This window comes from Thalassotalea insulae (assembly GCF_030161395.1).
In the GTDB taxonomy this organism is placed as follows: Bacteria; Pseudomonadota; Gammaproteobacteria; order Enterobacterales; family Alteromonadaceae; genus Thalassotalea_E; species Thalassotalea_E insulae.
The window spans coordinates 1,021,857-1,034,577 of record NZ_BSST01000001.1 but is presented as its reverse complement, the minus strand read 5'-3'; the positions used below and the strand labels follow the sequence as shown (position 1 = coordinate 1,034,577).

13 protein-coding genes are annotated in these 12,721 nt (G+C 42.0%); all 13 read left to right on the top strand.

Going from position 1 to position 12,721, the window contains the following annotated elements:
* Positions 1-33 precede the first annotated feature (33 nt).
* The 13 genes from fliJ (at position 34) to QQK06_RS04745 (ending at position 12,705) form a co-directional block, all read left to right on the top strand.
* A complete protein-coding gene (gene fliJ, locus QQK06_RS04805; RefSeq protein ID WP_284243491.1) occupies positions 34-486 on the top strand; it encodes a flagellar export protein FliJ in 453 nt (150 codons plus the stop codon).
* An 80-nt stretch (positions 487-566) separates the two neighbouring features.
* Positions 567-2,498 carry a flagellar hook-length control protein FliK gene (locus tag QQK06_RS04800; protein ID WP_284243490.1) on the top strand — a complete coding sequence of 644 codons (1,932 nt, stop codon included), beginning with the start codon at positions 567-569 and terminating at the stop codon, positions 2,496-2,498.
* 78 nt (positions 2,499-2,576) lie between these two features.
* Positions 2,577-3,122 (top strand): flagellar basal body-associated protein FliL, encoded by a 546-nt coding sequence (gene fliL / locus QQK06_RS04795; RefSeq protein WP_284243489.1) that lies wholly within the window; start codon positions 2,577-2,579, stop codon positions 3,120-3,122.
* Positions 3,123-3,169: 47 nt separating this feature from the next.
* Positions 3,170-4,237 (top strand): flagellar motor switch protein FliM, encoded by a 1,068-nt coding sequence (gene fliM, locus QQK06_RS04790; RefSeq protein ID WP_284243487.1) that lies wholly within the window; start codon positions 3,170-3,172, stop codon positions 4,235-4,237.
* A gap of 14 nt (positions 4,238-4,251) precedes the next feature.
* Positions 4,252-4,659, top strand: a complete 408-nt coding sequence (gene fliN / locus QQK06_RS04785; RefSeq protein WP_284243485.1) for a flagellar motor switch protein FliN — start codon at positions 4,252-4,254, stop codon at positions 4,657-4,659.
* A gap of 4 nt (positions 4,660-4,663) precedes the next feature.
* Positions 4,664-5,083: a flagellar biosynthetic protein FliO gene (gene fliO, locus QQK06_RS04780; RefSeq protein WP_284243484.1), complete on the top strand. Its 420-nt coding sequence runs from the start codon at positions 4,664-4,666 to the stop codon at positions 5,081-5,083.
* 65 nt (positions 5,084-5,148) lie between these two features.
* Positions 5,149-5,871: a flagellar type III secretion system pore protein FliP gene (fliP, locus tag QQK06_RS04775; RefSeq protein ID WP_284246574.1), complete on the top strand. Its 723-nt coding sequence runs from the start codon at positions 5,149-5,151 to the stop codon at positions 5,869-5,871.
* Positions 5,871-6,140 (top strand): flagellar biosynthesis protein FliQ, encoded by a 270-nt coding sequence (fliQ, locus tag QQK06_RS04770; protein ID WP_284243483.1) that lies wholly within the window; start codon positions 5,871-5,873, stop codon positions 6,138-6,140. The genes fliP and fliQ overlap by 1 nt, the downstream gene beginning before the upstream one ends.
* Before the next feature lie 15 nt (positions 6,141-6,155).
* The gene (fliR, locus tag QQK06_RS04765) at positions 6,156-6,938 is read left to right on the top strand and encodes a flagellar biosynthetic protein FliR (RefSeq protein WP_284243482.1); all 783 of its coding nucleotides are present in this window, start codon (positions 6,156-6,158) and stop codon (positions 6,936-6,938) included.
* On the top strand, positions 6,938-8,068 hold the full coding sequence (gene flhB, locus QQK06_RS04760; protein WP_284243480.1) for a flagellar biosynthesis protein FlhB: 1,131 nt from the start codon (positions 6,938-6,940) through the stop codon (positions 8,066-8,068). Before fliR ends, flhB begins: the two co-directional genes overlap by 1 nt.
* Positions 8,069-8,140: 72 nt before the next feature.
* On the top strand, positions 8,141-10,243 hold the full coding sequence (flhA, locus tag QQK06_RS04755) for a flagellar biosynthesis protein FlhA (protein ID WP_284243479.1): 2,103 nt from the start codon (positions 8,141-8,143) through the stop codon (positions 10,241-10,243).
* 58 nt (positions 10,244-10,301) lie between these two features.
* A complete protein-coding gene (flhF, locus tag QQK06_RS04750; protein WP_284243478.1) occupies positions 10,302-11,834 on the top strand; it encodes a flagellar biosynthesis GTPase FlhF in 1,533 nt (510 codons plus the stop codon).
* Between the two features lie 28 nt (positions 11,835-11,862).
* Positions 11,863-12,705 carry a MinD/ParA family protein gene (locus tag QQK06_RS04745; protein ID WP_284243477.1) on the top strand — a complete coding sequence of 281 codons (843 nt, stop codon included), beginning with the start codon at positions 11,863-11,865 and terminating at the stop codon, positions 12,703-12,705.
* Positions 12,706-12,721: the final 16 nt, after the last annotated feature.

The following is a 12,721-nucleotide window of genomic DNA, read 5'->3' as shown; positions in this document are numbered from 1 at the left end:
CCTGATAGTCGTTAAATCAGCAGGAGGTTGACGATGTCGATGAAGCAACTTGATACCTTATTTAAGTTCGAGTCAGATAAAGAACAAAAAGCGGCGCAGCAACTGCAAATGGCTGAACGTGATTATCAGGAAAACCTCACCCGCCTGGAAAGCGTTGGTGCATTTCGTCTGGAATATATGAAACGTTTAGATCAACGCTCAATTGCGGGTATTGATAGCGCGACCTACCGTCATTTCCATGCTTTTGTTGCGAAACTGGATAATGCTGCTGAGCAAGTGAAAGTCGCTATCAGGCAAGCAAAATCTTTAGTTGAACAGCGCCGGCAGCAGTGGTTAACGCAGCGGCAAAAGGTTCAGGCGGTTGAATTATTGCGCGAGAGTAAACGTAAACAAATGCAAAAAATAGCGGCAAAACAAGAACAAAATATGTTTGATGAAATTGCTACTCAGCAATATATCCGACGAAGAAACTCCCGATTTGCATAATTTGGAATGAGTTTTGCAGAAGATCTCTCAGGTGGTGGAGAGCACAGGTAAATTCGCTCAATAATTTTTAAGGTAAAATTATGTCACAGGTTAGTGTTTTAGCTATAGATGTCGTTCAAGGTGTTGATTCTATTGGAGGAAATAGCAACAAAGCGGCTGGCGAACAAAGCAGTTCCGCAGATTTTTCTCAAGTGATGAGTCGACAGCAACAAGGAAAAAGCGGCAATACTGGAGACAGTAACGGCAAAAAAAGTCAGGATCTAGAGTCGCATGTCTCATCAGTACCGGCTAACGCTAGTGAGCAAGTATCACAAGATGAAGCTAAACAGGCAGGGTCTGTGGCTGATGATAGTGATGCAGCCAGTAAACAACAGACAGTGCAGCAAGGCGGCAAACAAACGAATAGCCAAGATGAAACCGAAATAGCTAAAGATGTCAGTCAGTTAACTGAACCTTTGGATGCTGAGGGTAAAGCTAAAGTTAACGATATTGCGCAGCAGTTATTAGCATTTATTCAAGCGTCAGATGATGTTAATACTGAAACCACTGAGCTTATCCGTGGTGCCGGTGAAAAAATGCCGGTTTCTGAGCTGGCTATTTCATTGAATAACAAAGGTAAAGTCGCTTTTGCCAGTGAGAGTGAAAAAGTTACTAAAGTAACTAGTACCGCAAATGAGTTATCAGATAACGCTGAAGAAAATACCAAACAAAAAGAATCAGCATCATCGGAAATTAAAAAAACATCAATAGAAAAAAATGGCTCAACAGCTGAGAGCGTTATAAAGAATAATGGTGAAGTGATTAGCAAAGAGGCGGCTAAGCAAAACTCTAAAAGCAGTAACGCTGGTGAACTTGAGCAGTTAGTAAAAGAGGGGACGGCGGCACAATCAACTAAGGTTGCGAAAAGTATTTCGATTCAGCAAACACCACCTATTATCAAGCAAGAAAGTGAAAATGTTGAGCAACTTGTACGTAATAAGGAATTACTACTATCTGGTGCAGATGGTGAATCAGGTATTGCTGAAGTTGAACAGAAAACGGCTAGCTCTCAGTCAGCAAATAACAAACAAACGGTTAATATCCAAGGTGAAGCTGTTAAAGTAGCGGTTGAAACGCCAGTAAAAAGTAATACTGATAATACCGTTAGTCAAGAAAGCTCAGATAGCGAAATTTCTGCTGTAGTGACCGCGGAAAATAATAGTGAACGAAAAACCTCAGCTTCGACAACTCAGCGCAGCACTAATCAAACAATAGCGGCTAATAATGTAATGGCACAGCAAAATAGCCAACAACAGACGTCGTCAGAGCAATCTTCAAATCAGTTTTTGCAGCAGCAATCTGGAAAAGAAAGTAATGAACAGCTTATTGAACAGACATTAAATGTAAATAAAGCGCAGGCTACTAGTGAAACTTCTCCCGCGATGCCGGCAAAACCGTCTGTTATCAATGAGCCAAGTGCCAGTCATTTAGGGCAACATGCAACTGTGATGGCTGAAGAGCACATGTTCCAGCATACCATGGCAAAAGAGCATGCGGATTCTATCTCAGTGCAGTCGGCGAAAACAGCCGTACAAATACACAATGAAACTATCGCTATTTATCGTAAAGATTTTTCAAGTGCGGTTAAAGATAAAGTGATGGTGATGATCAACCAGAAAATCAAACAACTGGATATTCGCCTTGATCCACCAGAACTTGGTAGCATGCAAGTGCGTTTGAATTTGCAAAATGAACAAGCAGCTGTGAATTTTGTCGTGCAGAATCAGCAAGCAAAAGAAGCGATTGAACAAAATATCCATAAATTAAGAGAGATGCTTTCTGATAGCGGTGTTGATGTCGGTGACACCAATATTGAACAACGGCAACAACAAGGTGCTGAGCAGAGCTTTGCTGGTCAGCAAACTATGGAAGGGGATCATGGTGTTGAAGGGGAGTTACATGACGAGACTATGGTTAGATCTCAGGTGAATTTGTATAAAGCTTCAGCAACTGGTGTTGATTACTACGTATAATGCAAGAAAAGCATTTGCTAACAAGGCAATCAAGGATATAGTTTAACTATTAAGAAATTCAGTAGTTAAGGACTGAAAATGGCTGATGAAGAAAAAGAATTAGAGCTAGATAAATCAGGCAAAAAGAAAAAAATGATTATTATTATCGCAATCGTGGCGGTATTAGTGATTGGTGGTGGTGCGGCATATTTCTTCTTAGCAGGGGGAGAGCCGGAAATTCCACAAGCTGAGCTGGATGCAGCGTTAGATTCCGGGAGCGGTGATGGTGCGACACAAACTGCTGAGCCAACAGGGGCGAAAGCTGGGACAGCGTTATATGTGCCTATGCCTAGGCCTTTTCGGTTTAATGTCCCAGGCGCTTCGCGTGATCGTTTTGTCGAGATCCGTGTGCAATTATTAGTACGCGGTGGTGATAATGAAGAGGCGGCGAAAAAGCATGTACCTCTAATTGAAAGTACCCTGTTAGCTGTGTTTTCACAGTCTAATGCCGATGATTTGGCCACTAGTGCAGGTAAAACATCGTTAAAGCAGAAATCGTTAGCAGAAGTACAAAAAATTATGACGGATGTCGAGGGTAGTAACATAGTAGAGCAAGTGTTATTTACCGGGTTTGTTATGCAATAACAGTGTGAATATTGAGCGTTAATTAAAGCGGATAAAGAGACTATCGAGTGAGTGACTTATTATCACAAGACGAAATCGACGCGCTATTACATGGCGTAGATGAAGTTGAAGAAGAAGAAGTACAAGAGGATCAAGTCCAGGCCGAAGGGACGAGTGACTATGACTTTTCCTCGCAAGATCGTATTGTCCGTGGTCGGATGCCGACCCTCGAAATGGTGAATGAACGTTTTGCCCGTCATATGCGTATTAGTTTGTTTAATATGATGCGCCGTACCGCTGAAGTGTCAATCAATGGTATCCAGATGATCAAGTTTGGTGAGTACGTACATACTTTGTTTGTACCGACCAGCTTGAATATGGTGCGTTTCAGACCGTTAAAAGGTACCGGGCTTATTACCATGGAAGCCCGTTTAGTGTTCATCTTAGTCGATAATTTTTTTGGTGGTGATGGCCGCTATCATGCGAAGATTGAAGGGCGTGAATTTACTCCTACCGAACGTCGTATTATTCAAATGTTACTTAAGTTGATCTTTGAAGATTATAAAGAAGCCTGGTCGCCAGTGATGGATGTCTCGTTTGAGTATTTAGATTCAGAAGTGAACCCGTCGATGGCAAACATTGTCAGTCCGACGGAAGTGGTGGTGATCAGTTCGTTCCATATAGAACTGGACGGCGGTGGTGGCGATTTCCACGTTGCCTTACCTTATTCTATGTTAGAACCGATTCGTGAACTGCTTGACGCAGGTGTGCAAAGTGATAAAGAAGACACAGATATGCGCTGGTCTAAAGCATTGCGTGATGAAATTTTAGATGTGCCAGTAGAGCTATCGACGAAATTTTTAGAAGTGGATTTACCCTTATCCAAAATTATGGAATTAGAGGCTGGGGATATTATTCCGATAGAAATGCCGGAACATATCACCGTATTAATTGAAGAACTACCGACCTTTAGAGCAAAACTTGGTAAGAGCCGAGACAATGTTGCGCTGCAAATTCAAGAGAAAATTAAACGTCCAGAGTCAGTGAAAAATGAACTAACTATCCTAACTAAAGGCGGTAAACGTTTAGACAGTGATGCTGAACTGCATCTGCTAGAAGATGATTTAGAGTATTAGATAGAGGCAAAAGCATGAGTGATGAAAATGAAGATTTAAGCATGTGGGATGAGGCAATGGATGAACAAGCCGATGCTGAAGCCGCAGGTGACGAAGATTCGGCCGAAACGGTCGAATTAGATGAGCTTAAAGAAGAGGATGCCCCCGTTAGTGGTGAAGAACAGCGTAAACTGGACGCTATACTAGATATTCCGGTCACTATTTCAATGGAAGTAGGGCGTAGTCATATTAGTATTCGTAACCTGTTACAGTTAAACCAGGGCTCGGTAGTAGAGTTAGACCGTGTTGCCGGTGAAGCGTTAGATGTCTTAGTTAATGGTACCTTAATTGCCCACGGTGAAGTGGTGGTAGTCAATGATAAGTTTGGTATTCGATTAACTGACGTTATCAGTCAGGTTGAACGTATTAAAAAGCTTAAATAACGTTATGACTTTGCGAAATTTAGTACTGCTTATTGTGACTTTTTTTTCTTGCGTTAGCCTCGGGCAGGAAGAAACTGTGCAAGTGGGTAAGCATGCGAATGTCAATTTAGATGCCATGAGTATGATCATGTCATTGTTAATGGTGTTGGTGCTGATCATTGTTAGTGCTTGGCTGTTAAAAAAGTTTAACTTAACCAATCATTCAGTCGCTGGCATGAAAGTAATTGCTAGCTTACCGTTAGGGACGAAAGAAAAATTAGTTGTAGTGCAAGTGGGAGAACAGCAGTTGTTATTAGCTGTCAGTCAGCAGCAAGTATCGTTAATTAAAACGCTGGAGCAGCCCCTTGATATTGCGATGCCTGTCACTCAGGAATTTAATCAAACCGTTAGTCGTTTTTTTAATAAGTCACGCCAAGATAAATAGAGCAATAATTCATGCAAAAGAAAGTTAATAGAAACCATATTTTTTACTTAGTAACGTTTTTATTAATGGCTTTTACCGGTGGTGTGTATGCGGCAGATGATTTGTCAATGTCGGCATTAAAGCTGACTACTAATCCAGATGGCTCGCAAGAGTATTCGATTACGCTGCAAATTCTGATCTTTATGACGGCGCTGAGCTTTATTCCTGCCGCCGTGATCATGATGACATCTTTTACCCGAATCGTTGTCGTGATGGCCATATTAAGGCAGGCGTTTGGCTTGCAACAAACTCCATCAAATCAGGTGATCATTGGTCTGACGTTATTTATGACCTTGTTCATTATGACGCCGGTCTATAACAAGATAAATGAGAGTGCGATTCAGCCTTATCTGGCAGAACAATTAACCTCAGTGCAGGCAATTGATAAAGCTAAAGTACCGCTGAGAGCCTTTATGCTTGAACAAACCCGATTGAAAGATTTAGACACCTTAGCGCAAATGGCAGGTATTACCGAAGTGGATAAGCCAACGGATCTGCCAATGACAGTGATCATTCCGGCATTTGTTATCAGTGAACTGAAAACAGCATTTCAAATTGGTTTTATGCTATTTATCCCGTTTTTGATCATTGATTTAGTGGTTGCCAGTATCTTGATGGCGATGGGGATGATGATGTTATCGCCAATGATAGTTTCTTTGCCATTTAAGTTAATGCTATTTGTCTTGATCGATGGGTGGAATCTTGTTATCGGCACCATTGCTACTAGCTATGGTATGGGAGGTCCCTGATGAGTCCAGAAGTCTTTGTTGATATTTTGCGTGATGCGTTATTTCTGGTCATTGTATTGGTTAGTGCTGTTATTGTGCCCAGTTTGATTGTTGGTTTAATTGTCGCGGTATTTCAGGCGGCAACATCGATTAATGAACAAACCTTAAGTTTCCTACCACGATTAATCGTCACCCTATTAGCGTTGATTTTCGGTGGACACTGGTTAGTGCAAAAGTTAATGGATTATTCTTTTCGCTTGATTGCCAGTATTCCCAGCGTTATTAGTTAATAAGGCGTAATGCTAATGGAATTTACCGAGTCAGTCGTTAATCAATATATGGCAGACTTTCTCCTGCCTTTAGCACGAGTGTCCGCACTGATTATGTCAATGATAGGCTTTGGTGCCAAAGCGATCCCTCGACGTATTAAATTGTTTTTATCCATTGCCATTACGATTGCGATTATGCCTGCTATTCCACCGACTGAAGTGGCTAATCTATTTTCATTTCAAACCACCATTTTAGTGGCTGAACAGACAATTATTGGCGTGATGCTAGGGCTAGTGACTATTATGGTTGTTAATACTTTTACCATGGCGGGTCAAATAATTGCGATGCAAACTGGTTTAGGTTTTGCGTCATTAGTCGATCCTGCTAGTGGCATGAATGTCCCGGCAGTTGGGCAATTCTTTCTGATCTTATCGTCGTTGCTGTTTTGGGTTATGGATGGCCATTTAGCTTATCTTCACTATATTGTCGCCAGTTTTGACACCTTGCCTATCCCGTTAGAAAATTTTAGCACGATAAAATATAAAGAAGTGGTGGAGTGGGGCAGCTGGATGTTTGCTACTGCATTATCTTTGGCTATGGCGCCGCTAACGGCGATGCTATTGATAAACTTTTCTTTTGGTATTATGACTCGGGCAGCTCCACAGTTAAACATTTTTGCTATTGGATTCCCTATTACCATGTGTTCTGGTTTATTAATTATGTGGTTAACCATGGGCAATTTTCTTACCCATTTTGAAGCGCAATGGCAACGGGCGTTAGAATTTAGCTGTTATTTGATTGACTGTGAGGCGCGCTAATGGCTGAGTCTGATAGCGGTGAAAAAACAGAAGAGCCGACGGCGAAAAAGCTCTCAGAAGCGCGAAAAAAAGGTCAAATAGCCCGCTCTAAAGATCTAGGCACTATGTTTGTTCTGGTTGGTAGCGCCATTGCTTTGATGTTCATGGGAAATTCACTCGTAGAAAGTCTCGCGTTTATGATGAAGAATCAGTTTTCTTTAAGTCGACAGGAAGTGATGGATATTAATGCATTATTTGCTGTCGCCAGCACCAATGTTTCACTCATTATTAAGCCTATGGGATGGATTTTTGCCATTATCATATTAGCGGCTTTTATTGGTAATACGTTACTGGGCGGTATTAGCTTTTCCTGGGAAGCCATGATGCCAAAACTCAGTAAGATGTCTCCCATTGCGGGCTTTAAACGTATGTTTGGTATAAAAGCCTATGTTGAGCTGATTAAATCCTTAATGAAGTTTTTCGTGGTATTTTTTTCAGCTTATTTATTATTAACCAGTTTGTTTGAGCAAATTCTGTCGTTAAGTATCGAAGCTATCCCATTTAATTTTGCTCATGCAGTCGACCTATTGCTGTGGATGTTTTTGGCACTAGGGCTTTCTTTGATCATTATTGTTGCGGTAGACGCTCCTTATCAAAAATGGGATCACACCCGGCAATTAAAAATGACGAAACAAGAAATTAAGGATGAGCATAAAAATTCAGAAGGGAGTCCTGAGAATAAAGGTCGCATTCGTCGTACTCAATATGAAATGTCACAACGTAGGATGATGGCAGATGTCCCTGAATCTGATGTGGTGATCACTAACCCAACGCATTTTTCTGTCGCCCTTAAATATGATGCCAGTCAAGGAGGGGCACCGCAGTTAGTGGCGAAAGGTATAGATGAAATGGCGATACATATTCGCACTATTGCTAAAGAGCATGGCGTCGAAATTATCGCTTCGCCCGCACTTGCTCGTTCATTGTACTATACAGCCGAAGTTAATGAAGATATCCCTGAAGAGCTCTTTGCTGCTGTTGCTCAGGTACTGGCCTTTATTTATCAGTTAAACGAGCATAAAAAAGGCAAGGCTAAGCGTCCAGTGCCATTAGCAAAAAGCTTACCTATTCCAGATGATTTTCGTTATTAGCGCTTTACACTATTAATTGGTACAAGATTTGCAATTTTGGCGTATGCGTCAAATTATTATCGTGTCGATTAAATGCAACTAGTAGCTCATTTAAATCAAATCAAACAGAAAAAGCTCAGGGTGTTATCCGGTATAGGAACGCCACTGTTAGTGATGGCGGCATTAGGTATGGTGATCCTTCCTATGCCCGCGTTTTTATTGGATATTCTTTTTTCTTTTAACATTGCTTTATCCTTAGTGGTGTTGCTGATCACTGTTTATACCTTAAAACCATTGGAGTTCGGCTCGTTTCCTGCGGTATTGCTTATTGCAACTATTTTGCGCCTGGCATTAAACGTTGCCAGCACCCGGGTAGTATTACTTGAAGGGCACGCAGGACCCGATGCCGCGGGTAAAGTGATCGAAGCTTTTGGCTCTGTGGTTATTGGTGGTAACTATGCTGTTGGGTTAGTGGTTTTCCTTATTTTAATCATTATTAACTTTGTCGTGGTGACTAAAGGTGCGGGTCGTATTTCAGAAGTAACCGCACGTTTTACTTTAGATGCTATGCCAGGGAAGCAAATGGCGATTGACGCGGACTTAAATGCTGGCTTTATAAATGCTGAGCAGGCACGGGAACGTCGTGTTGAAGTCACTAGTGAAGCGGATTTTTACGGTTCGATGGATGGTGCCAGTAAGTTTGTTAAAGGGGATGCTATTGCCGGAATTCTCATTTTATTTATCAATATCATCGGTGGACTGGTGATTGGTATGGTGCAACATGATCTATCTTTTGACAGTGCGGTAGAAATTTATACCTTATTGACTATCGGTGATGGTCTGGTGGCGCAAATTCCTGGGTTATTATTGTCGGTTGGTACGGCAATTGTCGTAACGCGTCAAAATACCAGCGAAGATATGGGATCTCAAGTTAGTACTCAGCTTGGGCAGGAAAAGTCATTATATATTGCAGCAGGTGTGATGTTTGTTATGGGAGTTGTCCCTGGCATGCCACACCTGGTGTTTTTGTTGTTTGCCATACTTATCGCAGGTGGTGCTTTTATTGGTAGTAAATATAAATTAGCCAAAGCAGCAGAAGATGCAAAAAAAGCGGAAGTTGAACAAGTTGAAAGTAAGAAACAGCAAGCGGAAGTCAAAGACCTTGGCTGGGATGATGTTAACCATGTCGACATTGTTGGGCTGGAAATTGGCTATCGTTTGATCCCCTTGGTCGATAAAGCACAGGGGGGCGAGCTACTTAATCGGATTAAGGGAGTTCGTAAAAAATTATCACAAGAGTTTGGTTTTTTAGTTCCGGCGGTGCATATCAGGGATAATTTAGATTTAGACCCAAATTGCTATCAAATTTCTCTGATGGGGGTTACGGTTGGTGAAGCGGAAATACGTCATGACCAAGACTTGGCGATTAACCCAGGTCAGGTATATGGTAAGCTAGATGGCATCGCCACTAAAGATCCTGCGTTTGGCTTAGATGCCGTATGGATTGCTCAGTCACAGCGGGAACAGGCTCAGGCGTTGGGCTATACCGTAGTGGACGCCGCTACCGTATTAGCAACCCACCTTAGTCAAGTTTTAACCAATAATGCTGCACAGTTATTAGGACATGAAGAAGTACAAAACTTACTGGATATTCTAGCGAAGAGTTATCCTAAATTAGTGGAAGGCCTGATCCCGGATGTCTTAACCTTAGGTACGGTCGTGAAAGTACTGCAAAATCTAATGAATGAAGGGGTTGCTGTGCGCGATATGCGTAGCATAGTACAGACGTTAGTGGAGTATGGTCCTAAAAGCCAAGATCCTGAAGTATTAACCGCTGCAGCTCGTATCTCTTTACGTAAATTTATCGTTCAGGAGCTAGTCGGCTCTGAAAATGAAATCCCCGTCATAACTTTGTCACCAGAGTTGGAACAAATGTTGCACCAGTCAATGCAAATGGCAGGAGACGATGGTGCGGGTATTGAACCTGGTTTAGCGGAACGGCTACAGAAATCGTTAACCGATGGTGCACAACAGCAAGAAATGGCAGGAGAAACGCCAATTCTGTTGACCTCGGGCATACTAAGAACTGTATTGGCTAAGTTTGTTAAATATACAATTCCAGGTTTGAGAGTAATTTCTTATCAAGAAATTCCAGATGACAAGCAAATTAAAATTGTCAGCTCTATTGGCCAATAGTCTTCTGTAACAGCTTGTTGGCAGTCAGATACCGTTAAGCATTCGGTAAGGGGTTTTCGTGAAAATTAGACGTTTTGTAGCAAAAGACATGAGATCAGCGTTGGAGCAGATCAAATATGAATTGGGCGCGGATGCGGTGATCATGTCTAATAAAAAAATACCTGAAGGTGTTGAATTAATGGCCGCGGTTGATTACGCACAACAAGTACCTGCTGCAGAAGCCGACGTTACTGATGCTGGCGCAGCTGGTACTGATGATGCTGCTCAATCACGGGATATTGACAATGATGTCGTTTCATTGAGTAGCCAACGTCAGACTACACCTATAACACAGACCCAGTCGCAAGCTCATTCAGATAGCGTCCAAACTAACACACCAGCAGACAGCTTATCGGCATTATTACAACGTCAACAACAAGCGACGGCAACTGCCAACGTTCAGCGAACTCAAGGTTCACCAGTGAACAATGATATTGAGCAGCAGTTAAAGGCGTTTACCGACAGATTAGAGCAAGGTGATATATCGAAAACTGGCACTGATGCCACGGCTAAGATAACTGAAAGCATTCAAATGGCAAGGCAGGATATTAGTGAGCTAACGCCTCAGCAAGCTACTCAGTCGCAGCAACAAACGATAGCTGCGGGGCAAACAGCCGCACATAGTTCAGCAGAGATAGAACAAATGCGTCAGGAAATGCTGTCAATGCGCCAATTATTGGAACATCAGTTGTCTGGATTAATGTGGCAAGATATGGCGCAAAAAGATCCAATGAAAGCATTATTAGTCAATCGTTTATTAGAACTCGGCCTCAATGAACATGTCGCAGATCATATTGCCAGTTGTATTCCTACTGATTTAAATGAAGAAAATGCCTGGCAGCAAGCAAAAGCATTGCTAGCTCAGCAATTACACACAACGAATAATGACATCATTCGCCGTGGTGGTGTGGTATCACTAGTTGGTCCGACTGGAGTTGGCAAAACAACGACGGTAGCTAAATTAGCCGCGCGTTTTGCTCAAATTCATGGTGCGGATCAAGTGGCAATGATTTCAACCGATAGCTACCGTATTGCTGGTTTTGAGCAATTATCAACTTACGGACGTATTATCGGCTGTCAGGTGAAATTAGCCAAAGACGGCGAGGCGTTAGAAACATTACTGCAACAATTTTCGAATAAAAAGCTGGTCTTGATTGATACTGCGGGAATGGGGCAAAGAGATATGCGTTTAGCTGAGCATTTAGCTACCTTGATCACTAATTCCCGTGTTAGAATTCGTAATTATTTAGTGCTAGCGGCCAATGCGCAGCATCGGGTGATGCAAGAAAACGTTGAGCGTTTTAAAAAGGTGCCATTAGCCGGCTGTATTTACACAAAACTTGATGAAAGCCTAAGTGTTGGTGAAATTATTGCAACTTCTATTCAAAATGGTTTACCAATAGGGTATCTTACTGACGGACAAAGGGTTCCTGAAGATATTAAAGTTGCAAATACTGAAAAATTGGTTACGCTTGCAGATAGACTTGCAACAAAACTTAACCGTCAGGTAACGCGGCGTCCTATGCCGACATCACAAGCGATGGCTATGTGATAAAATTGATATTAGTAGAGTAAAATGAATGATAGATCAGGCAAGTGGCTTAAGAAAAATGCAGCATAATAATCAAGTAAAAGTCATAGCAGTTTCTGGTGGTAAAGGTGGTGTCGGTAAGACTAACGTTTCATTAAATACTTCGATCGCATTAGCAATGCAAGGCAAACGGGTGTTAGTGCTTGATGCTGATTTAGGTTTGGCAAATGTAGATGTCATGCTTGGCTTAAGAGTCAAACGAAATATCTCTCACGTGTTATCTGGTGAGTGCGAACTTGACGATATTATTATTGATGGTCCTGCTGGCATTAAAATTATTCCGGCAACTTCTGGCACTCAATCTATGGTGGATTTAACACCGTCTGAACATGCGGGGTTGATCCGCGCCTTTAGTGATATGCGGACCGGATTTGATGTGCTTATCGTCGATACCGCAGCTGGGATCTCAGATATGGTGCTCAGCTTTGCCCGCGCTGCACAAGATGTGTTATTGGTGGTGTGTGATGAACCGACATCTATTACAGATTGTTATGCATTAATGAAACTGCTGAGCAGAGATCATGATGTTTTTAAATTTAAAGTGGTAGCTAACATGGTTCGTGGTCCCAGAGAGGGGCAGCAACTGTTTGAAAAACTTTCTAAAGTGTCTGACCGCTTCTTAGATGTCGCACTTGAGTTAGTCGCCATTATACCGTTTGATGAAAATATTCGAAAATCAGTACGCAAACAACAAGCAATTGTGCAAGCGTTTCCAGATTCTCCTGCAGCTAAGGCATTTATGGCGTTAGCAACTAAGGTGGCTAATTGGCCAATTCCACACCATCCTTCAGGGCATCTCGAATTTTTTATTGAGCAATTATTAGAGCATTAGTCATAAGAGTGGACTA

Excerpts from the sequence above, each read along its gene's own strand:
- fliJ (WP_284243491.1), top strand. The coding sequence starts at position 34 with ATGTCGATGAAGCAACTTGATACCTTATTTAAGTTCGAGTCAGATAAA.
- QQK06_RS04800 (WP_284243490.1), top strand. The coding sequence starts at position 567 with ATGTCACAGGTTAGTGTTTTAGCTATAGATGTCGTTCAAGGTGTTGAT.
- fliL (WP_284243489.1), top strand. The coding sequence starts at position 2,577 with ATGGCTGATGAAGAAAAAGAATTAGAGCTAGATAAATCAGGCAAAAAG.
- fliN (WP_284243485.1), top strand. The coding sequence starts at position 4,252 with ATGAGTGATGAAAATGAAGATTTAAGCATGTGGGATGAGGCAATGGAT.
- fliO (WP_284243484.1), top strand. The coding sequence starts at position 4,664 with ATGACTTTGCGAAATTTAGTACTGCTTATTGTGACTTTTTTTTCTTGC.
- fliP (WP_284246574.1), top strand. The coding sequence starts at position 5,149 with ATGGCTTTTACCGGTGGTGTGTATGCGGCAGATGATTTGTCAATGTCG.
- fliQ (WP_284243483.1), top strand. The coding sequence starts at position 5,871 with ATGAGTCCAGAAGTCTTTGTTGATATTTTGCGTGATGCGTTATTTCTG.
- fliR (WP_284243482.1), top strand. The coding sequence starts at position 6,156 with ATGGAATTTACCGAGTCAGTCGTTAATCAATATATGGCAGACTTTCTC.
- flhB (WP_284243480.1), top strand. The coding sequence starts at position 6,938 with ATGGCTGAGTCTGATAGCGGTGAAAAAACAGAAGAGCCGACGGCGAAA.
- flhA (WP_284243479.1), top strand. The coding sequence starts at position 8,141 with ATGCAACTAGTAGCTCATTTAAATCAAATCAAACAGAAAAAGCTCAGG.
- QQK06_RS04745 (WP_284243477.1), top strand. The coding sequence starts at position 11,863 with ATGATAGATCAGGCAAGTGGCTTAAGAAAAATGCAGCATAATAATCAA.